At 71.9% G+C, this 26,917-nt stretch carries 21 protein-coding genes and 1 tRNA gene; 14 read left to right on the forward strand and 8 right to left on the reverse strand.

The features are described 5' to 3' along the window. Positions 1–73: 73 nt before the first annotated feature. Positions 74–946 carry an aldo/keto reductase gene (locus tag ACLQ26_RS03035; RefSeq protein ID WP_363688757.1) on the reverse strand — a complete coding sequence of 291 codons (873 nt, stop codon included), beginning with the start codon at positions 944–946 and terminating at the stop codon, positions 74–76. Positions 947–1,134: 188 nt separating this feature from the next. On the opposite strand from ACLQ26_RS03035, the gene ACLQ26_RS03040 reads away from it, so the two are divergent. The 5 genes from ACLQ26_RS03040 to ACLQ26_RS03060 all read left to right on the forward strand — a co-directional run bounded on the left by ACLQ26_RS03040 (position 1,135) and on the right by ACLQ26_RS03060 (position 9,673). Next, positions 1,135–5,088 (forward strand): CHAT domain-containing protein, encoded by a 3,954-nt coding sequence (locus tag ACLQ26_RS03040; RefSeq protein ID WP_425742988.1) that lies wholly within the window; start codon positions 1,135–1,137, stop codon positions 5,086–5,088. A 173-nt stretch (positions 5,089–5,261) separates the two neighbouring features. Beyond that, entirely contained in the window at positions 5,262–5,627 is a 366-nt protein-coding gene (locus ACLQ26_RS03045; RefSeq protein WP_393297472.1) for a YciI family protein, read from the forward strand. 131 nt (positions 5,628–5,758) lie between these two features. Continuing rightward, positions 5,759–7,144: an FAD-binding oxidoreductase gene (locus tag ACLQ26_RS03050; protein ID WP_425742989.1), complete on the forward strand. Its 1,386-nt coding sequence runs from the start codon at positions 5,759–5,761 to the stop codon at positions 7,142–7,144. A gap of 199 nt (positions 7,145–7,343) precedes the next feature. Further along, the gene (gene pyk / locus ACLQ26_RS03055) at positions 7,344–8,792 is read left to right on the forward strand and encodes a pyruvate kinase (RefSeq protein ID WP_425742990.1); all 1,449 of its coding nucleotides are present in this window, start codon (positions 7,344–7,346) and stop codon (positions 8,790–8,792) included. After that, complete coding sequence (locus ACLQ26_RS03060) at positions 8,789–9,673, forward strand: acyl-CoA thioesterase (RefSeq protein ID WP_358111271.1); 885 nt, start codon at positions 8,789–8,791, stop codon at positions 9,671–9,673. Before pyk ends, ACLQ26_RS03060 begins: the two co-directional genes overlap by 4 nt. A 13-nt stretch (positions 9,674–9,686) precedes the next feature. Here the strand turns inward: ACLQ26_RS03060 and ACLQ26_RS03065 are convergent, their stop codons facing one another. Continuing rightward, the gene (locus tag ACLQ26_RS03065) at positions 9,687–10,349 is read right to left on the reverse strand and encodes a YceI family protein (RefSeq protein ID WP_425742991.1); all 663 of its coding nucleotides are present in this window, start codon (positions 10,347–10,349) and stop codon (positions 9,687–9,689) included. A 235-nt stretch (positions 10,350–10,584) separates the two neighbouring features. Here ACLQ26_RS03065 and ACLQ26_RS03070 point away from each other — a divergent pair, with 235 nt between their 5' ends. Continuing rightward, a complete protein-coding gene (locus ACLQ26_RS03070; RefSeq protein ID WP_425742992.1) occupies positions 10,585–11,049 on the forward strand; it encodes an RrF2 family transcriptional regulator in 465 nt (154 codons plus the stop codon). A gap of 174 nt (positions 11,050–11,223) precedes the next feature. Next, positions 11,224–12,255, forward strand: a complete 1,032-nt coding sequence (locus ACLQ26_RS03075; RefSeq protein ID WP_425742993.1) for a sulfite exporter TauE/SafE family protein — start codon at positions 11,224–11,226, stop codon at positions 12,253–12,255. A gap of 331 nt (positions 12,256–12,586) precedes the next feature. On the opposite strand, the gene ACLQ26_RS03080 is transcribed toward ACLQ26_RS03075, so the two are convergent. Next, positions 12,587–14,026, reverse strand: coding sequence for a pyridoxal-dependent decarboxylase (locus ACLQ26_RS03080; protein WP_425742994.1), 1,440 nt, complete (start codon positions 14,024–14,026; stop codon positions 12,587–12,589). A gap of 238 nt (positions 14,027–14,264) precedes the next feature. On the opposite strand from ACLQ26_RS03080, the gene ACLQ26_RS03085 reads away from it, so the two are divergent. Continuing rightward, a complete protein-coding gene (locus ACLQ26_RS03085) occupies positions 14,265–16,538 on the forward strand; it encodes a cellulose binding domain-containing protein (RefSeq protein ID WP_425742995.1) in 2,274 nt (757 codons plus the stop codon). A gap of 199 nt (positions 16,539–16,737) precedes the next feature. On the opposite strand, the gene ACLQ26_RS03090 is transcribed toward ACLQ26_RS03085, so the two are convergent. Together ACLQ26_RS03090 and ACLQ26_RS03095 are read right to left on the reverse strand one after the other, a co-directional pair. Beyond that, positions 16,738–17,733 (reverse strand): LLM class flavin-dependent oxidoreductase, encoded by a 996-nt coding sequence (locus ACLQ26_RS03090; RefSeq protein WP_425742996.1) that lies wholly within the window; start codon positions 17,731–17,733, stop codon positions 16,738–16,740. A gap of 108 nt (positions 17,734–17,841) precedes the next feature. Then, the gene (locus ACLQ26_RS03095; RefSeq protein ID WP_425742997.1) at positions 17,842–18,321 is read right to left on the reverse strand and encodes an Lrp/AsnC family transcriptional regulator; all 480 of its coding nucleotides are present in this window, start codon (positions 18,319–18,321) and stop codon (positions 17,842–17,844) included. A gap of 83 nt (positions 18,322–18,404) precedes the next feature. Here ACLQ26_RS03095 and ACLQ26_RS03100 point away from each other — a divergent pair, with 83 nt between their 5' ends. Next, on the forward strand, positions 18,405–19,583 hold the full coding sequence (locus ACLQ26_RS03100; RefSeq protein ID WP_425742998.1) for a trans-sulfuration enzyme family protein: 1,179 nt from the start codon (positions 18,405–18,407) through the stop codon (positions 19,581–19,583). On the opposite strand, the gene ACLQ26_RS03105 is transcribed toward ACLQ26_RS03100, so the two are convergent. From ACLQ26_RS03105 to ACLQ26_RS03115, 3 genes are all read right to left on the reverse strand, one after another. Continuing rightward, complete coding sequence (locus tag ACLQ26_RS03105; RefSeq protein ID WP_425742999.1) at positions 19,584–20,234, reverse strand: NAD-dependent epimerase/dehydratase family protein; 651 nt, start codon at positions 20,232–20,234, stop codon at positions 19,584–19,586. Between the two features lie 126 nt (positions 20,235–20,360). Continuing rightward, the gene (locus ACLQ26_RS03110) at positions 20,361–21,110 is read right to left on the reverse strand and encodes a transcriptional regulator (RefSeq protein ID WP_425743000.1); all 750 of its coding nucleotides are present in this window, start codon (positions 21,108–21,110) and stop codon (positions 20,361–20,363) included. Positions 21,111–21,142: 32 nt separating this feature from the next. Then, positions 21,143–21,218, reverse strand: a tRNA-Leu gene (locus tag ACLQ26_RS03115). A 96-nt stretch (positions 21,219–21,314) separates the two neighbouring features. Here ACLQ26_RS03115 and ACLQ26_RS03120 point away from each other — a divergent pair. The 5 genes from ACLQ26_RS03120 (at position 21,315) to ACLQ26_RS03140 (ending at position 26,906) form a co-directional block, all read left to right on the forward strand. Then, positions 21,315–21,938 carry an ANTAR domain-containing response regulator gene (locus ACLQ26_RS03120; RefSeq protein ID WP_425743137.1) on the forward strand — a complete coding sequence of 208 codons (624 nt, stop codon included), beginning with the start codon at positions 21,315–21,317 and terminating at the stop codon, positions 21,936–21,938. Between the two features lie 58 nt (positions 21,939–21,996). After that, complete coding sequence (locus ACLQ26_RS03125) at positions 21,997–23,184, forward strand: hypothetical protein (protein WP_425743001.1); 1,188 nt, start codon at positions 21,997–21,999, stop codon at positions 23,182–23,184. A 366-nt stretch (positions 23,185–23,550) separates the two neighbouring features. Next, positions 23,551–24,702 (forward strand): branched-chain amino acid ABC transporter substrate-binding protein, encoded by a 1,152-nt coding sequence (locus ACLQ26_RS03130; RefSeq protein ID WP_425743002.1) that lies wholly within the window; start codon positions 23,551–23,553, stop codon positions 24,700–24,702. A 66-nt stretch (positions 24,703–24,768) separates the two neighbouring features. Next, positions 24,769–25,752, forward strand: a complete 984-nt coding sequence (locus ACLQ26_RS03135) for a branched-chain amino acid ABC transporter permease (protein WP_425743003.1) — start codon at positions 24,769–24,771, stop codon at positions 25,750–25,752. Further along, complete coding sequence (locus ACLQ26_RS03140; RefSeq protein ID WP_425743004.1) at positions 25,749–26,906, forward strand: branched-chain amino acid ABC transporter permease; 1,158 nt, start codon at positions 25,749–25,751, stop codon at positions 26,904–26,906. Before ACLQ26_RS03135 ends, ACLQ26_RS03140 begins: the two co-directional genes overlap by 4 nt. The last annotated feature ends 11 nt before the right edge of the window (positions 26,907–26,917 follow it).

The following is a 26,917-nucleotide window of genomic DNA, read 5'->3' on the forward strand; positions in this document are numbered from 1 at the left end:
TTTTGTTTCCCACCCCCCGTGGGTGTCCGCGGGGGGCGGCGCCCCCCCCCCCCCCCCCCCCCCACGGCCACGCTCAGCTCGCCTTGGCCAGCGACTCGAACTCGTCGTCGGTGAGCCGCACGTCGGCCGCGGCCACGTTCTCCTCCAGGTGCGCCACCGAGGACGTGCCGGGGATCGGCAGCATCACCGGCGAGCGGCGCAGCAGCCAGGCCAGCGCCAGCTGCGCGGGCGTCGCCCCGTGCCCGGTGGAGATCGCGTCCAGCGGGCCGCCCGGTCGGGCCAGCTCGCCGGTGGCGATCGGGAACCACGGGATGAACGCGAGGTCGTTGCGCTCGCAGTACTCCAGGACGTCCTCGGCGCTGCGGTTGGCGAGGTTGTACAGGTTCTGCACCGAGGCGATCGTGGTGATCGCGCGGGCCTGCTCGATCTGCTCGACGCTCACCTCGGACAGCCCGATGTGGCGGATCTTGCCCTCCTGCCGCAACAGGGCCAGCTCACCCAACTGGTCGGCCAGCGGCACCTGCGGGTCGATCCGGTGCAGCTGGTAGAGCGGGATGCTGTCCAGACCCAGGTGACGCAGGCTCAGCTCACACTGCTGACGCAGGTACTCCGGGCGGCCCACCGGACGCCAGTCGCCCGGGCCGGAGCGGGTCAGCCCCGCCTTGGTCGCGATGACCAGGTCGTCGGCGTACGGGTGCAGAGCCTCGCGGATCAGCATCTCGGACACGAACGGGCCGTACGAGTCGGCGGTGTCGATGAACGTCACGCCCAGCTCGACCGCCCGGCGCAGCACGCGCAGCGCCTCGGCCGGGTCCTTCGGATCACCCCAGACGCCCGGCCCGGTGATCTGCATCGCCCCGTAACCGAGCCGGTTGACGGTGACGTCGCCCCCGATCCGGTACGTGCCGGACGCCTTCGCGGGCTGCTTGCTGATGTCGGTCGCCATACGCGCATCCCCAATCGTCTTCGTCGCGGCGGGGGGAAGGACAACCCACCACCTCGTGATCATCCCCCGGAAAACGCCCGTCATGCCCCCACCGGGTCGACCGAGGACTTTGACACAGGCTCTGGCGTCCGTCCTGTCCGGTCTGCTACGCCTGATCCGAGTCGGCGCGGCCGGCCGGGGGAGGCGCGATGTGGCGACGGTTCAGACCCGACCCGGTCAGTCACCTGAAAGAGCGGCTGGACCGCTTCGAGGCCACCCGCGACCCCCGGGCGGTCCTCGACTCCGGCGCGATCCGCGACGCCGAGGCGGTCATCGACCTGGTGACCGCCACGCCCACGGACGGGCCGCTGCCCGAACGGGTCGCCGAGGGCGTGTTCCTCCTGGCCAGCCTGCACTGGTTCCGCTACCACCTGCTGCCCTCCGGGGAGGACGCCGACGACCTCGCCCAGGCGCTCGGGCTCACCGAGTTCCTGCTGCGCTTCGCCCCCGAGCGGGTCCCGCCGGCGATGCAGGCCCTGCTGCACGCCCATCGCTCGCCGGACGCCGGCGCCCCACCCGCAGGCGCGCCGGCCCGGCCCGGTCCACGCTCGGCCGGCCCGGGCGCGGACGCCGCCAGCGCCTACTACGTCGAGGCGGTCCTGCTGATGGCCGCCGCCGAGACCAGCCGCGACTACCGGGCGGCCGACCAGGCCGAATCGCTGCTGCGTCAGGCGCTTTCGGGTACGCCGCCGGGGGCACCGGAGCGGGTGCACTTCCTGTCCGCCCTCGGCAAGGTCCACCGCGACCAGTTTCAGCACCTCGGCCGGCGGCGGGCTCTCCCGGCGGCAGTCGCGGCACACCGGGAGAGCCTGGAGGCCACCGCGGTCGGGGACCCGGAACGTCCGGTGCGGTATTTCAACCTCGGCAACGTCCTGGGCGACACGTACGACGTCGACCGCGACCCGGCCGCGCTTGACGAGTCGATCACGTCGCTGCGCGACGCCGTCCGGGCCGCCGCCACGGGCACGCCGGTACGCACGATGGCGCGAATGAACCTCGGCCAGCGGCTGCGCGACAGGTGGCGGCTGCACGGGCGGCCGAGCGACCTCGACGAGGCGGTCGACGTCCTCGGCGCGGCCCGGGACAGCGACGACCCCCGCGTCGCCGCGCTGCGCGGCACCGCGCTCGCCGAGCGGTTCCTGCGCGACCGGACCCCGGCCGACCGGGATGCCGCCATCGAGGCGTACCGGTCGGCGCTGACCGGGTTCGGCGGGCTCGATCCGGAGCTGGCCGGCAGCGCCCAGGTCGGGCTCGCCGCTCTGCTTGCCGAACGGCACCAGGCCAATGGCGACCCGGTCGACCTCGACGCGGCGATCGACGCCTACCGGGCGACGCTCGGTGCCGGGCCAACCCCCAGCGGAACGGACCGCGACGAGCCGCGCCACGCCCTGGCCAGCCTGCTGGTGACCCGCTACGAGCGGCGGCGACGCCCCGACGACGTCACCGAGGCGGTACGGCTGCTGCGCGACGGCGTGGCCGCCGCCCCGAACCCCGAGAGGCGGGCGCGCCGGCTCGCCGACCTCGGCCACGCGCTCGCCGCCGGCCACGCCGACCTGGGCGGCGTGGGCGCGCTGCGCGCCGGTCGGGACGCGCTGACCGAGGCGGAACGGCTGTTGCCCCGTACCGACCCGCTGCGCCACCAGGTGCTCAACAGCCTCGGCAACACCCTGCGGGAACTCTCCGACCAGGCCGGGGAACCGGCGTTGCTGGAGCCGGCCGCGGTCGCGCTGCGGGCCGCCGTGGCCGCCGCCGCGCCGGACGCCACGCTCCTGCCCCGGTACCGCTCGAACCTCGGCCTGGTGCTGCAGGCGCTGTTCGCCTCGACCCAGCAGCTCGCGACCCTGACCGAGGCCGTCCAGGTGCTGGCGCAGGTGACCGACACCACCCCACCGGGTCACCCGGACCGGCTGCCGGCGCTTACCAACCACGGCGCCGCCCTGAACCGCCGGGTCGAGCTCTTCCTGGACGACGCGTTGCCCGTCGGCGGCCAGCCCGCCGAGCAGGTCGCGGCCGGCATCTCCCGGGACTCCGACGCCGCGGTGGCCGCGCTGCGCGAGGCCGCCGATCTGGCCGAACGGGAGGCCGGCCCGGTCGAGTACGCCCAGACGGTCGCCACCCTCGCCCTGGCCCACCTGCTGCGGCATCGACTGCGCGACGACCCGGCGGCACTGGACGAGGCGATCGACCTGTTGGAGCTGTTGAACGACAGGCCATCGGCCGGCATCGATCGGCACCGGATCCGCACGAACCTCGGCAGCGCGCTGCTGCTGCGGTTCCAGGCGGGACACGCCGAGGCCGACGCCGACGCCATGCTGGCCGCGTACCGGGGGGCCGTCGACGTGCTGGCCGACGAGCATCCCGCCCGCACCATGTGCCTGAACAACCTCGCCACCGCCCTCGAAGCGGTCGCCGACGCCTCGGCCGACGGGTCCGCGGCGTCGGCCGAGGCGACCGAGGCGCTGCGCCTCGCCGCCCAGGTGGAGGCCGCGCCGTCGTTGCTGCGCGCCAGGACTGCCGCGCGGTACGCGACACGCGCCGCCGCGGCCGGTGATCTGGCGGCGGCACTCGACGGGTACGCCGACACGATCGAGCTGATCGACCTGGTGGCCTGGCACGGCATGGACCACGACGACCAGGCCCGCCTGCTCGGGCTGTTCTCCGGGCTGGCCACCGACGCGGCGGCGGTCGCCATCGCCCTCGATCGGCCGGAGCGCGCTGTCGAGCTGCTGGAGTACGGCCGGGGCGTCCTGCTGACCCGGGCCCACGACGCGGGCGCCGACCTGGCCGCGCTGCGCGCACGGGCACCCCGGCTGGCCGCCCGGCTCGCCGAGGTGCAGGGCGCCCTCGACGACTTCGCCGTCCCCTCGGCCGGTGCGCTGTCACCTGTCGGCGTGGCCGGGCCCGCGCCGGAGCGGCGGTACGACCTCGCCGTACGCCGACGCGACCTGCTTACCGAGATCCGCGACCAGCCCGGGTTCGCCGACTTTCTCCGCCCGCCGCCGTTCGCCACGCTGGCCAAGGCCGCCGCGGGTGGTCCCGTGGTGCTTGTCAACGTGGCCGCCCGGCGCTGCGACGCGCTTGTCGTCGTCGACGGTCGGGTCGACCCGGTGCCCCTGCCCGACCTGACCCTTGCCGAGCTGGTCACCCGGACGGCGGCCTTCCTCACCGCGATCGCGGTGCTCACCGGCCCGGCGGCGGCGAACGCCTCCGAGTCGGAGACGCAGCGTCGCCATGAGGCGGCGCGGGCCACCGTCGGCGACACCCTGGACTGGCTGTGGCGGACGGTCGCGGCGCCGGTGCTCGACACGGCCCTGCCCCATCCGGCGCCCTCCGACCCGGACTGGCCACGTCTGTGGTGGTGCCCCACCGGGCTGCTCACCCTGCTGCCGTTGCACGCCGCCGCGCCGCTGGGCGGCGGCGAGGGGGTTCTGGACCGGGTGGTGCCGTCGTACACGGCCTCGTTGCGGGCGCTGACGCACGCTCGGCGCGGTGTGCCGGCCCGACCCGAACCGGTCGACTCGGCGCTTGTGGTCGGTATGCCGCAGACCCCGGGTCTGGCCGACCTGCCCGGCGTCGGGAGGGAGGAGAAGATCGTCCGCCGGCATGTGCCCCGGGTTCGTTCGCTGCTCGGCCCGGCGGCCACCCCGGCGGCGGTGCTGGCCGCGCTACCCGACCAGCCGGTCGTCCACCTGTGCTGCCACGGCACCCAGGAGCTGCACGCCCCGGCGTGGGGGCGGCTCGCGTTGGCCGGTGGCGCGCTGCACGTCAGGGACCTGTGGCGACCCGCCGGCAACCCGGCCGCGCTCGCCGTCCTCTCCGCCTGCGAGACGGTACGCGGCGGGGCGGCCCTGCCCGACGAGGCGCTCACCCTCGGCACCGCGTTCCAGCTCGCCGGTTTCCGGCAGGTCATCGGCGCGCTCTGGTCCATTTCGGACGCGTTGACCGTGCGGCTCTGCGCCGACGTGTACGACGGTCTGGCGGTTCCCGGCGGGATCGCACCCGACCGGGCGGCGGCGGCCCTGCACCGGGCGGTCCGCCGGCTCCGCGCCCGCATGCCCGACCTACCCGAGGTGTGGGCCGGCTACGCCCACCTCGGCCCCTGACGACCCGGCACAGCGGCGGGGCGAGGCGGACCCGATCATCCCCACCGCGGTGGGGCCAGTTGCGCGGAGCGACAGGTACCGCAGTCGTCGGCGTGCGACGCTGGGCGCGTGCCGGTGACGCCGGCTCGGGCGGCCGGCCCGGTGCGTGCCGGCGCGACGGCGGAGGGAGCACCATGGCGGGAACGCCGCAGGTCGACTTCGCGCTCGACACGTACGAGTGCATCGTGCTCTATCCCGGCGCGGCCGCACGGGCGCTGCCGCCGGAGACGGTGCAGCGGTTGCAGGCCGAGCACACCGAGCACATGCAGGCGTTGCAGCGCAGCGGGATCATCCTGGTCGCCGGCTCGGTGGACGGCCCGGCCCGTGAACCGGAGCCTCCGATCGGCTTCGGGCTGGCCCGCACGGGCAGCGTCGAGGACGTGCGCAGCGTGCTGGAGGCCGACCCGTCGGTGCAGGCCGGCCTCTACCGGGTGGACGTGCTGACCTTCCTCTGCCCGGCCGGCTCGTTGGAGTTTCCGCTGGTCAAGGCCGAGAGCTGACGGTCGGTTCAGCGACGGGTGTCGTGATGGTGACGGCGATCAGCCGTCCGCCGGTGCTACGGTCGCGCGCACCGAGGACCGCAGTCGGGGCGCACCCGGCGTCATCGGCCGGACCCGGTCGAGGAGACGCCATGAGCTCCGCCGCCACCCCCGATGTCGCGTCCGCCGCCGCGCGGCTGCGCGCCCTGCTCGGCGACCGCCTGCACGAGCCGGGCGAACCCGGTTTCGACACCGCCACCCGCCTGTGGAACGCCGCCGTCGACCGTGCCCCCGCCCTGGTCGCCCACTGCCTGGACGCCGACGAGGTGGCCGCGGCGATCCGCGTCGCCGCCCGGTGCCACCTGCCGGTGTCGGTTCGCTCCGGCGGCCACGACTGGGCCGGCCGGGCGCTGCGCGACGGTGGCCTGGTGCTCGACCTGACCGGCCTGCGCACGGTCCGGGTCGACGCGGACCGGGGCACGGTGACGGTGGCCGGCGGTGCCACCGCCGCCGACCTGCTCGCCGCCGCCGCCCCGGACGACCTGGTGGTGCCCACCGGTGTGGTCCGGGACGTGGGCATGGCCGGGCTGACCCTGGCCGGCGGGTACGGCCCGCTCTGCGGGCGGTTCGGCCTGGCCCTGGACAACCTGCTCGGCGCGGAGGTCGTCCTCCCCGACGGTCGTCGGGTCACCGCCGATCCGCGCCACGACGCCGAGTTGTACTGGGCGCTGCGCGGCGGCGGCGGGAACGTCGGCGTGGTCACCGAGCTGCGATACCGGGCGCACCGGCTGCCCGCCGTGCTCGCCGGCATGATCATGTTCGCGCTGGCCGAGGCGCCGGCCGTACTGCGCGGGTACGCGGCGCTGATCGCCGACGCCCCGGACGAGTTGACAGTGATGGCCGGTTTCCTGCCCGGCCCGGCAGGCGAACCGGTGGTCTTCGTCTGCCCCTTCTACAGCGGCCCGGACCTCGACGCCGGGCGGCCGTGGCTGGACCGGCTGCGGGCGCTGGGCACCCCGCTCGTCGACCAGGTCGACCCGCTGCCGTACGCGGACGCGTTGCGGATGTTCGACGGCGGAATGGTCGACGGAAACCACTATCTGCTGCGGACCCGCTGGCTGCCGTCCCCGCTCGCCGACGGCGCGGTGGACGCGCTTGTCGACGCCGCCCGGCAGGTCACCTCGCCGTTCTCCGCGCTGGCCCTGCACCACTTCCACGGCGCGGCCACCCGGGTCCGGCTCGGCGACACGGCGTTCGGGCTGCGCGCCGAGCACCTGCTGACCGAGATCATCGCGGCGTGGCCGCCGGGCGGGGACGTCTCGCCGCACCGCGCGTGGGCCGAGCGCACGTCGGCGGAGCTCGCCCCGCTGGCCCTGCCCGGGGGCTATCCGAACCTGCTCGCCCCGACCGAGACCGAACGGGTCCGGCTGGCGTACGGCGCGAACTGGGCGCGTCTGCGCCGGGCCAAGCGGCACTACGACCCTCGTGACCTGCTCACCGCCGTGCCCACTCTGCCCCCGTCGGGGCACCCGGAATGAGCCGGGGCCGGGAGCGCCCCGACACCGCCCGCCACGACAGGCGTACGATTCCCGGCGCGCGGTCGCCGTTGCCCGTCGCCACAACGTTCCCGGTGCGGTTCCGCCCGCCGGTCCGACGCGCACCGCGCGTTGTTGGACACCTGTTCCGCTGCCTGCAAGGGGTCGGCCCCGAGTCCGACCTGAAGGAGAGACTAGCCTGATGGGCGTGACACGCCGCGTGAAGATCGTCTGCACTCTTGGTCCCGCCACCTCGTCCCCGGAGCGCATCCGGGGCCTCGTCGAGGCCGGCATGAACGTGGCGAGGCTCAACTTCAGCCACGGCAGCCACGCCGACCACGAGGCGGTCTACCGACTGGTCCGGGAGGCGTCCGAGGCGGCCGGCAAGCCGGTAGCCGTCCTCGCCGACCTGCAGGGCCCCAAGATCCGGCTCGGCAAGTTCGCCGACGGCCCGCACGAGTGGCGCACCGGTGACTCCGTCGTGATCACCGGCGACGACGTCATCGGCACCAAGGAGCGGGTCTCCTGCACCTACACGAAGCTGCCGCACGAGGTGAAGCCCGGTGACCGGCTGCTGATCGACGACGGCCGCGTCGCCGTCGAGGTCACCGACGTCACCGGCAACGACATCCGCTGCCTGGTCACCGAGGGCGGCCCGGTCTCGAACAACAAGGGCGTGTCGCTGCCAAACGTGGCGGTCAGCGTGCCAGCCATGTCGGACAAGGACGCCGAGGACCTGCGCTTCTCCCTTGGGCTCGGCGTCGACTTGGTCGCCCTGTCCTTCGTGCGCTCCGCCGAGGACATCAAGCTCGTCCACAACATCATGGCCGAGGAGGGCGTGTACCGCCCGGTGCTGGCCAAGGTCGAGAAGCCGGAGGCCGTGGAGCACCTGGAGGCCATCGTGCTGGCCTTCGACGGTGTCATGGTCGCCCGCGGCGACCTCGGCGTGGAGATGCCGCTGGACGAGGTGCCGCTGGTGCAGAAGCGGGCCGTGCAGCTGTGCCGGGAGAACGCCAAGCCCGTCATCGTGGCCACCCAGATGCTCGACTCCATGATCGAGAACTCCCGTCCCACCCGGGCGGAGGCCTCCGACGTGGCCAACGCGGTGCTCGACGGCGCGGACGCGGTGATGCTCTCCGGCGAGACCAGCGTCGGCAAGTACCCGGTGCTGACCGTCAGCACCATGGCCAAGATCGTGACGACCACCGAGGCCGGCTCGATCGGCGTGCCCCGGCTGCAGCACGACCCGCGTACCCACGGCGGCGCGCTCACCGTGGCCGCCTCGTCGATCGCCCGGGCCATCAACGCCAAGGCGCTTGTCGCCTTCTCGCAGACCGGCGACACCGTCCGGCGGCTCTCTCGCCTGCACTGTGACCTGCCGCTGCTGGCGTTCACCCCGGTCCCCGAGGTGCGCGACCAGCTCGCCCTGACCTGGGGCGTGGAGACCTTCCTCATGCCGTTCGTGCAGCACACCGACGACATGTTCCGCCAGGTCGACCAGGCGCTGCTCGGTCTCGACCGGGCCAACCCCGGTGACTACGTGGTGATCGTGGCGGGCAGCCCGCCCGGCACCCCCGGCTCGACCAACACGCTGCGCGTACACCAGCTCGGCTCGCTGGTCGACGCGGCGTCGGCGCGGGCGCTGCAGTGAGCGACGGTCGGGTCGCGGTCGGCCAGGCAGCGGTCGACCAGCTGCTGGAAGTGCTGGACCTCGATCCGACCGGGGACATGACCTTCCGGGGGATGAGCCCCCCGGTCGGCCCACAACGGGTGTACGGCGGCCAGGTTGCCGGTCAGGCCCTGGTCGCCGCCGGCCGCACGGTGGACCCGGAGCGGTTCGTGCACTCGCTGCACGGCTACTTCGTCCGCCCCGGCGACCCGGTCGAGCCGATCGAGTACCAGGTGGAGAACATCCGCGACGGCCGGTCCTTCTCGGTGCGCCGGGCGGTCGCCCTCCAGCACGACAAGCCGATCTTCTTCATGTCGGCGTCCTTCCAGCGGACCGAGGAGGGGCTGGACCACCAGGCCCCCGCGCCGCTTGACGTGCCCGCTCCGCAGGACGTGCCGACGATGTCCGACCGGCTCTCCCGCTACCCCGAGCGGCTGGGCATCTGGGGGCAGATCCCTCGCCCGATCGACGTCCGCTACGTGGGGGAGCCCGGCTGGGTCCGCCCCGGCGACCGGCCGGCCGACCCGCACCAGCGGGTCTGGATGCGCATCGACGGCAAGCTGCCCGACGACCCGCTGCTGCACGCGTGCGCGCTCACGTACGCCTCGGACCTCACCCTGCTCGACTCGGTGCTCTCCGTGCACGGCGAGGTGTGGGGGCCGGGCGGTGTGGTCGGCGCGAGCCTGGACCACGCGCTGTGGTTCCACAGGCCGTTCCGCGCCGACGAGTGGTTCCTCTACGACTGCTGGAGCCCGTCGGCGTCCGGCGCGCGGGGTCTGGCCACCGGCCGGATGTTCACCACCGACGGCCGGCAGATCGCCAGCGCCGTCCAGGAGGGTCTGCTGCGCCGCGTCGGCGCCTGACCCGCCGGCCCCGTCACGCCTCGTGGATGGCCTCGCCGGCGATCTCGATCTGCACGGTCTTTCCCACCAGAACGCCGCCGCTCTCCAGCGCCACATTCCAGAGCAGGCCGTAGTCTTCCCGGTTGATCTCGGCCGTCGCGCTGAATCCGAAGATGTTCTGCCCGTACGGATCACGACGTGCGCCGCCGAAATTCACCTGAAGGTCCACCGCGCGGGTGATCCCCTTTACCGTCAACTCACCGGTGAGCACGAATCGACCGGGCTCGGACTGCGGCGGGGGATTGTGACTTCTGCCTCGTCCACCGAGTCGGTGGTTTCGCAGGCGGGCCCATTGGAAAATCGGGTCCTCGTTGGTCTGCCAGTTGATTCCCGTGCTTCGATATTCGAGCGTGGGATAACTCTCCACGTCGAGAAAGTCGGCGCTTTTCAGGTGGGTGTCCCGGTCGACGCTCCCGGTGGAGATGCTCGCCGCCTGGATGGTGGCGGTCACCCCGGAGCGCAGCGGATCCTCCGCCACGAAGATCTCCGCGGTCGCCTCGGCGAACTCGCCGCGGACGGGACTCACCATCATGTGGCGGGACAGGAAACCGATCCGCTTGTGCGCCTGATCGAGGCGGTAGGTGCCGGCGATCGGGATCGTCATGCCGTCCCAGGTGCGTGTGGCGACATCGGTCATCGTGGTGCCCTCCCCCCGGGTGGAACCGGGTTTTCATCAACGTCCTGCCCGAGCCCCCGTAACCGCTCCGGCAGTCATACTGCCCGCCCAGCATAAGGACGCTCCGAATCAGCTTTCCGGGCCCCACCGGGTCGTGGATCACGGCATCCGACGTTATTGGCTATTCGTCGATGCGTGACCGATCGGCCGAGGGTCGCCGACCCGGCCGGATGAGCTGCGGGCTAACCTTGCCGGCATGCGTCTCTCCGCCCGGGTCGATTACGCCCTCCGCGCGGCCGCCGAACTCGCCGCGACGGCCAGCGGCCCCGGGCAGGGGCGGCCGGTCACCGCCGACCAGATCGCGCGTGCGCAGGAGATCCCGCCGAAGTTCCTGGAGAGCATCCTGCTGCAACTGCGTCGGGGTGGCATCGTGCACGCCCAGCGCGGCCCGGAGGGCGGCTACTGGTTGGCTCGCCCGGCCGAGGAGATCTCCCTGGCAGAGGTGATCCGGGTGATCGACGGGCCGCTGGCGCACGTGCGGGGGCAGCGCCCCGAGCAGCTCGGCTACCACGGTCCGGCCCGTGCCCTGCAGGAGGTCTGGATCGCGCTGCGCGCCAGCGAGCGGGAGATCCTCGAACTGGTGAGCGTCGCCGACGTGGCCGCCGGCACGTTGCCGGCCCGGGTCACCGAGCTCGCCGCCGACCCGCGCGCCTGGATCTGACCCCGCTTCGGGACGGCCGACCCGCGCTGCGCTCCGCTCCCGGCGCTGACCTCGCCCCGCACCTGGTGCCGACCCGCCAGCGTCCCATCCACCGATCAGACCCTTGACCCAGGCCCCTCCGTGGCGCATTGTCGACCAAGTCGATAGGAGATACCGAAAAGTCAGGGGGCGCTCGTGCGCAAGCTGCTGGTTCTCGCTCTGGTCGGGCTCGCCGCGCAGCTGGTCGACGGCTCGCTCGGGATGGCATACGGGCTGACGTCGTCCACTCTGCTGCTGGTCGTCGGTGTCGCGCCTGCCGCCGCCTCGGCCTCGGTGCACCTGGCCGAGATCGGCACCACCTTCGCCGCCGGCGTGGCACATTGGCGGTTCGGCAACGTCGACTGGCGGGTGGTGTCCCGCATCGCGCTGCCCGGCGCGGTCGGCGCGTTCGCCGGCGCCACCCTGCTCAGCTCGATCTCGACCGAGTCGGCCGCGCCGTGGATGGCCGGCATCCTCTTCACGCTCGGCGCGTACCTGCTGGTCCGCTTCGCCCGACCGCTGCGTACCGACCGGATCGGCGGGCGGCTGCGCGGCCGCTTCCTCGGCCCGCTCGGCCTGGTCGCGGGCTTCGTCGACGCCACCGGCGGCGGAGGTTGGGGCCCGGTGGCCACCCCGGCGCTGCTGGTCTCCGGCCGCCTGGAGCCGCGCAAGGTGATCGGCTCGGTCGACACCGCCGAGTTCGTGGTGGCGGGCGCCGCCAGCGTCGGCTTCCTGATCGGGCTGGGCACCGAAGGGTTCCTGCTGCCCACCGTGCTCGCCCTGCTGATCGGTGGGCTCATCGCCGCTCCGCTGGCCGCCTGGCTGGTCCGCATCGTCCCGGCCCAACTGCTCGGCGCGGCGATCGGCGGCGTGATCGTGCTGTCCAACGCCCGCACCCTGATCCGCTCCGCCGAGCTGGACGGTCCGGTCCGCCCCGCGCTCTACGCCGTGCTGGCCGCCGGCTGGCTGGCCGCGCTGGTGTTCGCCGTGCGGGCCCTGCGTCGTACCCGCCGCGCCCGTGCCACAGTCGTGACCGCCACGGCGGCGACTACCGCCGCCGCGCCCGCTGCCGCCGGGCCGTTGACCAGCGCCGCCGAGTCGGACGCTGCCGATTCGAGCACCGCTGTTCCGGGCGCTGCCGACGACGCACGGGTCGGTCTCACCGCCGCCACACCGGCTGCCCGCTGACCCTGAGCACCTTCCCTGACAAGCGGTATACCTGTGAGTCATAAATATGACCCACAGGTATACCGCTCAACCGACTCCTCGGGCCCGTGGGCTAGCGCTCTGCTCTGACCGCCGGCCCCGTCACCCGCGACCGGCCGCCACCCGCGATCCTCCGCCGGACCGCGCCGACGCTGGCCGGCTGGCATACCGGTCGGGCCGGGCTCCGCTGGCGCTGCGGCGGACGATCGACGCCGGGTCGGCGATCCGGCGGCGTCGGTCGGCCGGGATGCCGCGCAAGCGGCGACCAGGGCTGAAGAGCGGCGACCAGGGCTGAAGAGCGGCAACCGCGAGGTCAGCGGGCGGACAGTTTGTCCGCGGCCTCGGCGAGCAGCGTCCAGGCCTCGTCGACGTGCGTCTCGCTGGTCTGCGGTGCGCCCACCGCCAGCCGCAGCACGTACCGGCCGTCCACCCGGGTGTGCGTCAGCAACACTCGCCCGGAGCCGTTCACCCGGGCCAGCAGCTCGGCGTTGGTGTCGTCGTCGGCGCGCAGCCGGAAGCAGACAAGCGAGAACGGGTGCGCCGCGGCCAGTTCGAACCGGTCGTCGGCACGGACCTGGTCAGCGAATCGGGCGGCCAGCGCCACCCCGGAGCGGATGTGTGCCCGCAGCCCCTCGGCGCCGTACCAGCGCAGCACGAACCACAGCTTCAGGGCCCGGAAGCGGCGGCCCAGCGGCACCTGCCAGTCCCGGTAGTCGATCACCGCCCCGGATTCGGAGGCGGCGTTGCGCAGGAACTCCGGGAGCACGGTCAGCGCCTCGATCAGCTCACCGCGGTCGGCCACCCAGAACGCGTCGCAGTCGAAGCCGGTGAGCAGCCACTTGTGCGGGTCGAAGCAGTAGGAGTCCGCGTACTCCAGGCCGGCGTGCGACCAGCGCAGCTCGGGGCAGACGGCGGCGGCGCCCGCGTACGCGGCGTCCACGTGCAGCCAGATCCCGTACTCGGCGCAGATCGCCCCGATCTCGGGCAGCGGGTCGACGGCGGTGGTGGAGGTGGTGCCGATGGTGGCGACCACGATGGCGGGCACGTCCCCGGCGGCCAGGTCCGCCTCGATGGCGGCGCGCAGCGCGTCCGGGCGCAGCGCCTGGGTGTCCGGGTCCACGTCGATCGACCGGATCCCGTCGGCGCCCAGCCCGGCGATCCGCACGGCCTTCTCGATCGAGGAGTGCCCGTGCACGGAGGCGTACGCGCGGTAGCGCCTGTCGATGCCTGTGGCGCGCCAGCGGCCCGCGCTGACGCGGTGCAGCGCGGCCAGGGTGGCCACCAGCGTCGCGGAGGAGGCCGAGTCCTGGATGACGCCACCACCGGCGCCGCTCGACCGGAAGCGCTGCGGCAGGTCGAGCAGCTCGGCCAGCCAGTCCATCATGACCGTCTCCAGCTCGGTGCAGGCCGGGCTGGTGGCCCAGAGCATGCCCTGCACGCCGAGACCGGAGCTGACCAGGTCGCCGAGCAGGCTCGGGCCGGAGGTGTTCGCGGGGAAGTAGCCGAAGAAGCCGGGGTGCTGCCAGTGGGTCAGTCCCGGTAGGACTATCGCGTCGAGGTCGGCGAGGACCGCCTCGACGGGCTCGCCGCCGGTGGTGGGCGGCGTGCTCGGCAGGGCCTCGGCCACCGTCCCGGGCGGGTCGGCGGGGGCGACCGGCCGCTGGTGCAGCGTCGTCCAGTAGTCGGCGATCCAGTCGACGACGGCGTGGCCGGCGCGGCGGAACTCGTCCGGGTCCATGTGCGGGGCGCTCATTCGTACGAGTTGATCAGGCATGCCGCCGCGAGGCAAGAGCCCCGCACCGTGACAGTCGTCGATATTGCGCAGCGGAAAGCGCTTGCCCTACGATGCGGCTGAGCCGGATCCGTGAGTTCCAGGGCGTTCACCCGACCAGATCGCCGTTCGTCGCCGTGGCGACGGACCCGTTCACCGTGCTTCCCGGGCAGGGCAGGTGGACCACAGCGGTCATCACCGGATCCTCCGGAGGCAGTTCATGCACCCGTCCAGACAACGGCTGACCCTGCTGGCCGCGTCGACGGCCGCCGCCGTCGTGGCAGGCACCGTCGGCGCGGTCGTCGCCTCGGCCGCCGCCGTCGGCTGTCGCGTCGACTACCAGGTCACCAACTCGTGGCAGGGCGGCTTCGGCGCCAACGTCACCATCACCAACCTCGGCGAGCAGGTCAACGGCTGGGCCCTCACCTGGTCGTACGCCGCGGGCCAGCAGGTCGCGCAGGCGTGGAACGCCACAGTCACCCAGTCCGGTGCCCAGGTGACCGCGCGCAACGTCGACTACAACGGCACCCTCGCCACCTTTGGCACCGCCTCGTTCGGGTTCAACGCCTCGTGGACGAGCAGCAACCCGGCGCCGGCCAGCTTCGCGCTCAACGGCGTCACCTGCACCGGGGCGCCGGCCACCGACGGCCCGACCACAGCGCCGCCGACCACAGCGCCGCCGACGACCACGCCGCCGCCGACGACGCCACCGCCGACCACGCCACCGCCGACGACGCCGCCGGCCGGGGCGAAGCAGATGGAGGACCTGGACCGAGGGTTGATCAGCGTCCGCTCCGGCAGCGGCAACCTGGTGTCCTGGCGGCTGCTCGGCACCGAGACCTCGGGCGTCTCGTTCAACCTCTACCGCGGCTCGACCAGGGTCAACGCCAACCCGATCACCGGTGCCACCTCCTATCTCGACAGCGGCGCGGCGGCCGGTTCGGCGTACACCGTGCGGGCCGTGGTGGGCGGCGCCGAGCAGGCGGCGTCCGCTCCCGCCCTGCAGTTCGCCAACGGCTACCTGGACGTGCCGTTGCAGGTGCCGGCCGGCGGGACCACCCCCAGCGGCGAGAGCTACACCTACAGCGCCAACGACGCCTCCGTCGGTGACCTCAACGGCGACGGCACCTACGAGATCGTGCTCAAGTGGGATCCGTCGAACGCCAAGGACAACTCGCAGTCCGGCTACACCGGCAACGTCTACGTCGACGCGTACACCCTGACCGGCACCCGGTTGTGGCGGATCGACCTGGGCCGCAACATCCGCGCCGGCGCCCACTACACCCAGTTCCAGGTGTACGACTACGACGGCGACGGCCGCGCCGAGGTGGCCATGAAGACCGCCGACGGCACCCGCTCCGGCACCGGCCAGCTCATCGGCTCGTCGTCGGCGGACTACCGCAACTCCGGCGGCTACGTGCTCTCCGGCCCGGAGTACCTGACCATGTTCAACGGCCAGACCGGCGCGATCCTCTCCACAGTCACCTACGACCCGCCGCGCGGCACCGTGTCGTCCTGGGGCGACTCGTACGGCAACCGGGTGGACCGGTTCCTCGCCGGCACCGCCTACCTGGACGGGCAGCGCCCGTCGCTGATCATGGCCCGGGGCTACTACACCCGCGCGGTGATCGCGGCCTGGGACTTCCGCAACGGCACGCTTACCAAGCGCTGGACGTTCGACTCGAACTCGTCAGGCAACGGCGCCGCCGCAGGCCAGGGCAACCACCAGCTCTCCGTGGCCGACGTCGACGCCGACGGCCGCCAGGAGATCGTCTACGGCGCCGCCACCATCGACGACAACGGTCGGTTGCTCTACTCGACGGGCAACGGGCACGGCGACGCCATGCACGTCGGGGACCTCGACCCCGGTCGGCCCGGCCTGGAGGTGTTCAAGGTCGACGAGGACGCGAGCAAGCCCAGCTCCTGGTTCGCGGACGCCCGTACCGGTCAGATCCTGTGGTCCACGCCGGCTTCCGGCGACAACGGCCGGGGCGTCTCGGCGGACATCTGGGCGGGCAGCCCCGGTGCGGAGTCGTGGTCGGCGTCGGTCTCCGGCCTGGCCAACACCCGCGGGCAGAACGTGGGGCGCAAGCCGTCGTCGACGAACTTCCTGGCCTGGTGGGACGGCGACCCGGTCCGCGAGCTGCTGGACGGCACGAAGATCGACAAGTACGGCACCGGCGGCGAGACCCGGCTGCTCACCGGCGACCAGGTGGCGTCCAACAACGGCACCAAGTCCACGCCGGCGCTCTCCGGGGACATCCTCGGCGACTGGCGGGAGGAGGTGATCTGGCGGACCACCGACAGTCGGGCCCTGCGCATCTACAGCACGCCCACCCCGACCAGCACCCGGATCCACACCCTCATGCACGACCCGCAGTACCGCGTGGCGATCGCGTGGCAGAACACCGCCTACAACCAGCCGCCACACCCGGGGTTCTTCATCGGCGACGGAATGAGCAGCCCACCGACTCCGAACATCTACCTACGCTGATCTAACTCTGGCGGTCCTGATCGGGTTCGCCTAAGGTGGCAGGCACCGGGCCGCAGCCGCGGAATCCGCACAGCTCCGGCCCGGTGCTCCACACCGCGGCATTCCCGACCCGTCCCGACCGGGGATGCCGTACCACCACCGGCACCAACATTAGGCACCGTCGGGGTCGTGGGGGTGACGCTGACGTGAAGATCGTGTTTCACGCGTCCCGACGCAGACCCCCCGCCACCTGCTCGGCGATCAATTCGTACGACCGCACCCGGTCGGCGACGTCGTAGACCAGGGTGGTGAGCATCAACTCGTCCGCGCCGGTGCGCTCCTGCAACTCGGTCAGCTGCCGGCGCACCGTCTCCGGCGAGCCCAGCGCCTGACCGTCGCGCCGCTGCAACACGAACTCCCGCTCGATCTCCGTGTACGGGTACGCCGCCGCCTCGTCGGGCGTCGACAGCGGCTCCGGTCGACCGGAGCGCAGCTTCAGAAACGACAGCGCGCTCGGCCCGGCCAGCCACTCGGCCCGCTCGTCGGTCTCGGCGCACACCGCGTTGACGGCCACCATCGCGTACGGCTTGTCCAGCCACTGCGACGGCCGGAAGTTCTGCCGGTACAGCGCCAACGCCGGCAGCGTGTTCGCCGAGCTGAAGTGGTGCGCGAAGGAGAACGGCAGACCCAGCAGGCCGGCCAGTTGGGCGCTGAAGCCGCTGGAACCGAGCAGCCACACCGCCGGCTGCTCACCCCGACCCGGGGTGGCGATGATCTGCCCCGACTTCTCCCCGCTGAAGTAGTTCATCAGGTCCGCCAGCTCGCGTGGGAAACCCTCCGCCGACAGGCCCTCCATGGTGCGCCGCAACGCCAGCGCGGTCACCTGGTCGGTGCCCGGCGCGCGTCCGATGCCCAGGTCGATCCGACCGGGGTGCAGCGCCTCCAGGGTGCCGAACTGCTCGGCCACCACCAGCGGCGCGTGGTTGGGCAGCATCACCCCGCCCGATCCGAGGCGGATCGTCGAGGTGTTCGCCGCCAGGTGCGCCAGCAGCACCGCAGGCGCGGAGCTGGCGATCGCCGGCATGTTGTGGTGCTCGGCCACCCAGAACCGGTGGTAGCCCAGCTCCTCGGTGCGCCGGGCCAGCTCGGTGGTGGCCTCCAGCGCCGCGCCGGCGGTGGTCCCCTTGGCGACCGGGGCAAGATCAAGAACAGACATCGGTACGGTGATCACACGCAATGCCAACTCTCCGACCTGCCCGTTCATTCCGACCGCCGCTCAGCCCACCCCGCGGGCTTGCGCTCAGCCCACCCCGCGGGCCTGCGCTCAGCCCACCCCGCGCGCCTGCTCGAAGATCAGGCTGGTCTGCGTGTGCTGCACCACCGGGTCGACCGCGAGGTGATCCAGCACGAAGTCCCGCAGCGCGTCCCCCGACGCCGCCCGCACGTGCAGCACGTAATCCTCCGCGCCGGCCACGTGGAACACCGACACCACCCCGGGCAGGCGCACCGATCGGGCCCGGAACGCGTCCACCGCCGCCCGCTCGTGCGCGGTCAACCGCACCGACACCAACGCCTGCAACGGCAGGCCCAGCGCGGCCGGGTCCACCTCGGCGTGGAAGCCGCGGATCGCCCCGCGCTCGCGCAACGCCCGCGTCCGCGTCAGACACGTCGACGGCGCCACCCCCACCCGCTCGGCGAGCGCGTTGTTCGGCAACCGGCCGTCCGCCGCCAGTTCGGCGAGGATCGCGCGGTCCACCTCGTCCAGGGCCGGATACGGCCGCACTTCGTTCGGCGCGGGGGGCATCCGACCATCCTTCACCGAATGTCTCAACGAAGCCAGCGCCCGGCCCAGAATTATCCACCAAGCCATTGCCCTGTCGGCACCGGATGTTCGACGCTACCGCCATGACGACGGTGGACACCCGGGCCGTACACGCCGGCCGCGACGACCTGCGCACGCTCGGCGTGCACGTACCACCGATCGACCTCTCCACCACCAACCCACTGCCCTCGGTCGACGACGGCGGCGACGCCTACGAGCAGCTCGCCACCGGCGGCACCCTCCCGGCCGACGGCAGCGCCGTCTACCAGCGGCTCTGGAACCCCACAGTCGCCCGCTTCGAAACCGCCCTCGCCGAACTGGAGGGCACCGCCCAGGCCGTCGCCTTCGCCAGCGGCATGGCCGCCCTCACCGCCACCCTCCTCGCCGCCACCCGCGACGGCCAGCGTCACATCGTCGCCGTCCGTCCCCTCTACGGCGGCACCGACCACGTCCTCGCCAGCGGCCTGCTCGGCACCACTGTCACCTGGGCCCACCCCGACCAGGTCGCCGACGCCATCCGCCCCGACACCGCGCTCGTCGTCATCGAGACGCCCGCCAACCCCACCCTCGACCTCGTCGACATCGCCGCCCTCGCCACCGCCGCCGGCGACGTACCAGTGCTCGTCGACAACACCGTCGCCACCCCCGTGCTCCAACAACCCGCCCGGCACGGCGCCACCCTCGTGCTGCACAGCGCCACCAAGAGCATCGGCGGGCACGGCGACGTCCTCGCCGGCGTCGTCGCCTGCGACGCCGACTGGGCCGTCCGACTACGTCAGGTCCGCGCCGTCACCGGCGCGATCCTGCACCCCCTCGGCGGCTACCTCCTGCACCGCGGCCTGCAGACCCTGCCGCTGCGGGTCCGCGCCCAGCAGGCCACCGCCGAGAAACTGGCCGGCTGGCTCGCCGGCCACCAGGCCGTACACCGGGTGCACCACCCCTCGGTGTACGACCCGGCGGCGCTTGTCGGCCGGCAGATGGCCGGCCCCGGCAGCCTGCTCGCCTTCGAGGTACGCGGCGGCGCGCCCGCAGCCGCCACCGTCGCCGCCGCCTGCCGGCTGATCACCCACGCCGTGTCCCTCGGCGGCGTGGACACCCTCATCCAGCACCCCGCCTCGCTCACCCACCGGCCCGTCGAGGGCGACGCGAAGCCCGACGGCGCGCTGCTGCGCCTCTCCGTCGGCCTGGAAGACCCCGACGACCTGCGCGCCGACCTGGCCCAGGCGCTCGACGCGATCGTCTGATCAGCGCAGTTCGCGGTTGCCCAGCACCCGGGTCGGCGCGCCCTCCCGGGCCACCCGCAGCATCGCCCGACCGATCCCGTCCGTCGTGGTGACCTGGTTGGGGAAGGCGCGCCGCAACACCGGGAACAGCGGACGGGTGACCGCGTATCCCACCCGGTACCACCGTGTCTTCGACACCACCCCGTACGTCGGCTGGATGAAACCGGGTCGCGCCGCGTACCCGTTGGGCAGCAGGTCGATGATCGCGTTCTCGGCACGCCCCTTGACCCGCGCCCACATCACGCGACCCCGCTCCGACGAGTCGGTCCCCACACCCGAGACGTAGATGAACGTGACAGGCGGGCTCACCTCGGCCAACAGCCGCGCCGCCGCCACCGGGTAGTCGAAGCTGATCCGGGTGTACGCCGCCTCGTCCAGACCCAGCGACGAGACCCCCAGGCAGTAGAAGCACGCGTCGACGCCTGTCAACTCCGCGCGGACCGCCTCCAGGTCACCCACGTCGGGCACCGTCAGCTCCCGTAGCTTCAGATCCTGCCGACCGGTCGGCCGCCGGCCGACGGTGACCACCTCCCGCACGTCCTCGGCGAGCAGGCACTCCCGCAGCACACCCTGGCCGACCATCCCGGTCGCACCGAAAATGACCACCCGCATCAGAACCCGCTCCTGTCGTCGATGCCGCCCCCGCCTGGCAGTCAGGCTCGCACGCGCGGCCTGGCCGCCGCTGTCCGCCAGCGCCGCGCTGACCGACATGGCGGCTGTCATCGGCGTGCGCAGCGGTCAGGACTTCGGGCCGACGTGCCGGTCGAGCGCGGCGACCGCGTCGCGTCGCGCCACCGACAGCGACCAGGAGAGGTTCATCCGCCACGGAATATCGAGCAGGTCCAGAGCCCACTGGCAGAGCCCCATGATGTCGGCCGACCTGTTCGAGAACATGTAGCGCGGGTAGACGTACTCCTTGCCACGCACCGTCACCCGGTTGGCGCATCGGCAGCCGTCGGAGTGGAACAGGCCGCGCAGGAAGTGGCCCGCGTGGCTCTCGACGATCGGTCGTTGCCAGTCGGTCAGGACGATCGGGCGCTCGTGCTTCTTGCCGGGCCCGTGCTGGGGGAGCAGGCACGTCCAGTGCTTTCCGCTGCTCTCGACCGAGATGCAGCCATGCTTGGGGATCCGCTGCACACGAGCGGCGAGCACCGCGAGCATGGCCGCCTCGCACGCGTCGACGAGATTCGGATAGACCGCCGTGCACGCGATCCGAAGCACCGGCACCTTCGGTGAGACGGCAAGGTGACCGTCGCCCAGGTAGAGACCGAGCAGGTAAGCGTAGGCGGCGGGGTCGGTCGGATCTTCGACATCGGGGAGGCAGCGGAAGCACCGTAGCTCCGAGCCGCGCTTCGCCGGCTCGGGGCGATCGACGCACCAGTGCCAGACCGTGGCGTACGGCAGGGAGAGCGTCCGCGCTACGGAGTGGATGTTGTGTCCGCGAGCGCGGAGAGCGTGGGCCTGTAAGCGCAGTTCAGGTGGGTGCACAGGAAAAGTTTGGAACAGCCGTACGACAAGTTTGGTGCCCCCGGTGGGATTCGAACCCACACTGTATGGATTTTGAAACCATTGTCTCTGCCATTGGACTACAGGGGCCGTCGGTTTCCCGGCCTGGATAGATTACCCACTACGCTGAGGGCGGTGACACCCGGCTGGGCGGGTGTCAGGTTCTAACTGGTGGGGGTAGGGCTGGTGGCCGAGATGCCGACGGATGCCGAGCGTAGGCGCGTACTGATCGCCGAGGACGAGGCGCTGATCCGGCTGGACCTCGCCGAGATGCTCGTCGAAGAGGGCTACGAGGTGGTGGGGGAGGCCGGCGACGGCGAGACCGCCGTGCGCCTCGCCGAGGAGTTGAAGCCCGACCTCGTCATCCTCGACATCAAGATGCCGATCATGGACGGGCTGGCCGCCGCCGAGCGGATCGCCGGCGCCCGGATCGCCCCCGTGATCATCCTGACCGCGTTCAGCCAGCGGGACCTGGTGGAGCGGGCGCGGGCGGCGGGCGCGATGGCGTACCTGGTGAAGCCCTTCCAGAAGAGTGACCTGGTCCCCGCGGTGGAGATCGCGCTGTCGCGCTACTCGGAGGTCGCGGCCCTGGAGGCCGAGGTCGCGAGCCTGACCGACCGCCTGGAGATCCGTAAGACGGTGGAGCGCGCCAAGGGCGCGCTGATGACGACGTACGGGATGACCGAACCGCAGGCGTTCAAGTGGATCCAGCGCACGGCGATGGACCACCGGATGACCATGAAGGAGGTCGCCGAGCGGATCCTCGCGGAGACCGCTGGCGGCGAGGTGGCGCAGCAGCCGAGCGTCTGAGCGCGTCTGCCCTGTTCGGGGGCACCGCGCAGGGCCGGTGGGTGGTTAGCATCGACGGGTGTCCGTCCGACGGGTGTTCGCGGTGTTCGGTCTCTTCGCGCTGCTGCTCGCCGGCTGTGACGCGCCGTCCGCGCCGAGCGCTGACCGGCCGTCCGCCGCCGCCGCGCCCGCGCTGCGGCCGGCGTGGCAGGCACTGACGGTGCCGGCGCCGCCGGGTGGGGCGGGTCGCCTGCTGGTGCGGGACGTGGCGGCTTGCGCCGGCCGGTGGTTCCTGGTCGGTGGTGTCGTGGACACGGCTGGCGACACGCGCCCGGCGGCCTGGACCAGCGTGGACGGTACGACGTGGACGGTGCTGCCGGTGCGGGCGGATTCGTTCTACGGCAAGCAGAACGTGCTGTCGTCGGTGGCGTGCCGCGACGGTCGGGCGGCGGTGATCGGCGCGAAGGTCGGCGGGGCGCACGGCAATCCGCGGGTGAGCACGTGGCGGCAGCTCGCCGACGGTGCGTTGGTCGAGGTGCAGGCGTCGTTCGAGACGTACGGCGGGCCGAAGGCGGTGAACGTGTCCCGCCTGGCGGCGGGTCCGTCGGGCTGGTTGATCGTGGGCAACCGTTCGGCGGGTGCGGCCTCCTGGGTGTCGTCGCCGGCGGCGGCGGAGTTCGCGCTTGTGGAGGGCGCGCCGGGGTTGGCGAGTGACGCCACGGGGGTGACCTGGGCGTTCGACGCGGCGGCGACGTCCTCGGGCTGGCTGGCGGTGGGTGGTCTGCTGCCGGCGGGTCGGATCGACCGGGACCCGGCGGTGTGGTCGTCGCCGGATGGGCGGTCGTGGCAGCGCACGGTGTTGCCGGGCGGTCCGGATTACGAGGAGTTGCAGCGGGTGGTGCTGGCCGGTGGGGTGCCGGTCGCGGTCGGGCTGCGGGGGGCGACGTTCGGCGCGTGGCGTCAGGAGGCGACGGGCTGGGTGGCGGCCGGGGCGTTCGGGCGGCGGTCGGGGGCGGGGGTGCCTCAGGTGGCGTCACTTGTGGCATCCGGGGATCGGATGTTCGCCGCGGTGACGGACGGTGCGCGTTACTCGGTGTGGGTGTCGGCGGATCGGGGCGGGTCGTGGCGGGAGGCCGCGATGCCACTCGATGTGGCGGCGAGTGCCGACCGGGATGTGGCGCTGGTGGCGGTGGGTGACCGGTGGTGGTTGGCGGTGGACGACGGGTCGCGGTCCGGGCTGTGGTGGGCGGGCGGGGTGGGTGCCTGAGGGGTGGTGTCCGGCGCTCCGGTGGCCTGGTGGCCCGACTGTCGGATTGTTTGCGCAGTTCAGGCCGTCTTTTCGATGGGATCCGCTGGTCCGGGTGGGTGTGGGGTTGCTCCGCCCGCGCGCGGACTTAAGGACCGATCGACGGATTCACCTGTTACGGGCATCGACAGGATTGCCCTCGTCTTCGTAACGGTTTCGCAGACCCCCCGTTCAGGCCTTCCGGGACGGTATGCGGTGTCGGTACGCTCCGCCATCACGAGCCGTTACGCAGGGGGCGTCCCTGCGGGGTGGGTGGATCTGCGGTCTGCGTGCTGTCGCCGTCACTACGGGTCAGACGCGTCCGCATCTGGAGGAGGTCAGGAAGCCGTGAGGCGAAGCTATGTACGGGCGCTGGGCACCGTTGCGCTCGCCGCGACCCTTGTGGTCGCGGCTGGTTGCCAGGATTCCGGTGGCGGCGACGGTGGGACCGCGTCCGGTGACTGCGGTGGCAAGATCGCGATCTTCGGCGCGTTCACCGGTGACAACGCGGGTCTGGTGATCCCGTCGCTGAACGGCGCGAAGCTCGCCGTGAAGCAGTTCAACGAGGCGAACCCGAACTGCAAGGTCGAGATGCAGCCGTTCGACACCCAGGGCGACCCGGCTGTGGCGACCCCGTTCGCGAACCAGATCGCGGGTGACAAGTCGTTCCTCGGTGTCATCGGTGGTCACTTCTCCGGTGAGTCGGACGCCACGATGCCGATCTACCAGGCCGCCGGCCTGGCGATGGTGAGCCCGTCGGCGACGCGGTCGGACCTGACCCAGAAGGGCAACACGTCCTTCTTCCGGGTGGTCGGCAACGACAGCACGCAGGCCGGCGCGGTGGCGAGCTACCTGAAGGCGCAGAACGCGCAGAAGGTCTTCATGGTCGATGACGCCAGCGCGTACGGCGCGGGCATCACCGATGAGCTGGGCAAGCAGCTCGGCCCGCTGGTGGTCAACAAGGACAAGATCCAGGAGCGGCAGGCGCAGTTCGACGCCACCATCTCCAAGATCAAGGCCGCGAAGGCGGACTTCGTTTTCTACGGCGGTTACACCCGTGAGGCCGCGCCGCTGGTGAAGCAGATGCGCGCCGCCGGTGTCCAGGCCAAGTTCGTCGGCCCGGACGGTCTGTACGACCCGGCGTTCCCGAAGGGTGCCTCCGGTGGCGCCGAGGGCGCGATCATCACCTGCCCGTGCCTCCCGCCCGACAAGGCCGGTGGCACCTTCTCCGCCGACTACCAGAAGGAGTACGGCATCGCGCCGGGTTCCTACGGTGCGGAGGGCTTCGACGGCGCCAAGGTCTACCTGGACGCCTTCAAGGACGGCAAGAAGAGCCGGGCGGACATCCTGGCGTACGTGAAGGCGTACGACAAGCAGGGTGTGTCGAAGTACATCAAGTTCGACTCCAAGGGCGACGTCGACCCGTCGAAGGTCGTCATCTGGGCCTACCAGATCAAGGGCGAGGCCATCGAGCCGCTGCAGGAGCTCAAGCTCAGCTGACGCCAAGGCGATGGAGTGCGGCCGGGGTGTCTCACCCCGGCCGCACTCGATTCAAGGAGACCCCCGGTGCATTTCGATGAACTGATCGGTCATCTCGGCCAGCACACGGTCGATGGCCTTTCCAAGGGCGCCATCTACGCCCTGATCGCCCTTGGCTACACACTTGTCTATGGCGTCCTCCGTCTGATCAACTTCGCGCACTCCGAGGTCTTCATGGTCGGCACCTTCGCGGTGCTGATCCTGTGGAACCAGCTCGGTGTGGAAAATAACCCCCCAATCGGCCAGGCGATCCTCTTCCTGGTGCTCGGCCTCATCGTCGCGGCGGTCGCCTCGGGCGGTACGGCTCTGGCGCTGGAGCGGGTGGCCTACCGGCCGCTGCGGCGCAAGAACGCGCCGCCGCTGATCTTCCTGATCACCGCGATCGGTCTGTCGCTGGTGTTCGTGGAGCTCTTCGGGCAGGTGCTGCCCAAGCTGCTCGGTGGCGTGCTGCCGGATGTGTTCGGCCGGCCCCGGCAGATCGTCGGTATGCCGACGCTCATCCAGCAGAAGACCCTGTTCACCATCGGCAACACGGGGATCACCAACATCCAGCTGATCGTGTTCGTGGCGGCCGTGGCGATGATGGCGCTGCTGGACTGGTTCATCAACCGCACCCGGTACGGCCGGGGCGTGCGGGCTGTCGCGCAGAACCCGGAGACGGCCGCGCTGATGGGCGTCAACCAGGAGCGCGTCATCATGCTGATCTTCGTGCTGGGCGGCATCATGGCCGGCGCCGCGGCTCTGTTGTGGAGCATGCGGTTCGGGTTCACCCAGAACAGCATCGGTTTCGTGCTCGGCCTGAAGGCGTTCACCGCCGCGGTCCTGGGCGGAATCGGTAACCTGCGCGGCGCGCTGCTCGGTGGCCTCTTCCTCGGCGTCGTCGAGGTCTACGGCGCCACGCTCTTCGCGTCCAACTGGGAGGACGTCATCGCCTTCGTGGTGCTGATCGTGGTGCTGATGTTCCGGCCGACCGGTCTGTTGGGCGAGTCGCTCGGGAGGGCCCGCGCATGATCAACAAGATTCGCTCCGCCGATCAGCGTCGGGTGACGCTGCTGACCGGCATCGGCGACCGCTGGCGGGCGCTCACGAAGTGGCAGCAGGCCCTCGGGCTGGCCGCCTTCGTGGCGATCCTCTACTACCTGCCGCTCCTCGGCATTCCGGGCCTGACCTGGCTGCGGACCGACTCGATCAAGGGCGGCAACAACTGGGCGGGCGTGCTCTTCGTCTGCGCCATCTACGTGCTGGTCGCGATCGGCCTGAACGTGGTGGTCGGTCTCGCCGGCCTGCTCGACCTGGGCTACATCGGCTTCTTCGCCATCGGCGCGTACAGCGTGGCGCTGTTCGGGTCGGTGAACTCCCCCGTGGTGAAGTGGATCCAGCAGGAGTTCAACCTCCCGCCGACGTGGGCGGTGACCTGGGCGATCTGCCTGTTCATCGCGATCGTGCTGACCATGGTCTCCGGGGTGCTGCTGGGCTGGCCGACGCTGCGTCTGCGCGGTGACTATCTGGCCATCGTGACGCTGGGCTTCGGTGAGATCATCCGGATCGTGGCCCGCAACGCCAACGGGCTGACCAACGGCCCGGTGGGCATCTCGGCCATCCCCGGTCCGGAGGGCCCGCCGTCGCCGGACAACAAGGTGTTCGGTCTGATCGACGCGAAGCCGTGGTACTGGTTGGCGATCACGTTCGTGCTGATCATGGTGTTCCTGGTGCGCCGGCTGGAGCACAGCCGGGTGGGCCGGGCGTGGCTGGCGGTGCGCGAGGACGAGGACGCCGCAGCGGTGATGGGTGTCTACCCGTTCAAGTTCAAGCTCTGGGCGTTCGCCATCGGCGCGGCGCTCGGCGGCCTGTCGGGCTTCCTCTTCGGCAGCCGGAACGCGTTCATCGACCCGACCCAGTTCAACGCGAACCTGTCCATCCTCTTCGTCGCGATGGTCGTGGTCGGTGGCTCCGGCAACATGATCGGTGTCTCGCTCGGCGCGGTGCTGCTGGCGTACCTGCCGGAGCGGTTCCGCGACTTCGCCGACTACCGGTGGCTGGTCTTCGGCCTGGCCATGGTGCTGGTGATGATCCTGCGTCCGCAGGGTCTCGTGCCCAGCCGGCGGCGTGCCCGCGAGTTGTCCGACCGCGCGGCCGAGGCAGAGGAGGTGCCCGCTCGTGTCTGACCAGTCCACCA

Source organism: Micromonospora sp. DT43 (assembly GCF_049841645.1).
GTDB lineage: Bacteria > Actinomycetota > Actinomycetes > Mycobacteriales > Micromonosporaceae > Micromonospora.

Coding starts and splice junctions, on each gene's coding strand:
- ACLQ26_RS03035 (WP_363688757.1), bottom strand. CDS start 946: ATGGCGACCGACATCAGCAAGCAGCCCGCGAAGGCGTCCGGCACGTAC.
- ACLQ26_RS03040 (WP_425742988.1), top strand. CDS start 1,135: ATGTGGCGACGGTTCAGACCCGACCCGGTCAGTCACCTGAAAGAGCGG.
- ACLQ26_RS03045 (WP_393297472.1), top strand. CDS start 5,262: ATGGCGGGAACGCCGCAGGTCGACTTCGCGCTCGACACGTACGAGTGC.
- ACLQ26_RS03050 (WP_425742989.1), top strand. CDS start 5,759: ATGAGCTCCGCCGCCACCCCCGATGTCGCGTCCGCCGCCGCGCGGCTG.
- pyk (WP_425742990.1), top strand. CDS start 7,344: ATGGGCGTGACACGCCGCGTGAAGATCGTCTGCACTCTTGGTCCCGCC.
- ACLQ26_RS03065 (WP_425742991.1), bottom strand. CDS start 10,349: ATGACCGATGTCGCCACACGCACCTGGGACGGCATGACGATCCCGATC.
- ACLQ26_RS03070 (WP_425742992.1), top strand. CDS start 10,585: ATGCGTCTCTCCGCCCGGGTCGATTACGCCCTCCGCGCGGCCGCCGAA.
- ACLQ26_RS03080 (WP_425742994.1), bottom strand. CDS start 14,026: ATGAGCGCCCCGCACATGGACCCGGACGAGTTCCGCCGCGCCGGCCAC.
- ACLQ26_RS03085 (WP_425742995.1), top strand. CDS start 14,265: ATGCACCCGTCCAGACAACGGCTGACCCTGCTGGCCGCGTCGACGGCC.
- ACLQ26_RS03090 (WP_425742996.1), bottom strand. CDS start 17,733: ATGTCTGTTCTTGATCTTGCCCCGGTCGCCAAGGGGACCACCGCCGGC.
- ACLQ26_RS03095 (WP_425742997.1), bottom strand. CDS start 18,321: ATGCCCCCCGCGCCGAACGAAGTGCGGCCGTATCCGGCCCTGGACGAG.
- ACLQ26_RS03100 (WP_425742998.1), top strand. CDS start 18,405: ATGTTCGACGCTACCGCCATGACGACGGTGGACACCCGGGCCGTACAC.
- ACLQ26_RS03105 (WP_425742999.1), bottom strand. CDS start 20,234: ATGCGGGTGGTCATTTTCGGTGCGACCGGGATGGTCGGCCAGGGTGTG.
- ACLQ26_RS03140 (WP_425743004.1), top strand. CDS start 25,749: ATGATCAACAAGATTCGCTCCGCCGATCAGCGTCGGGTGACGCTGCTG.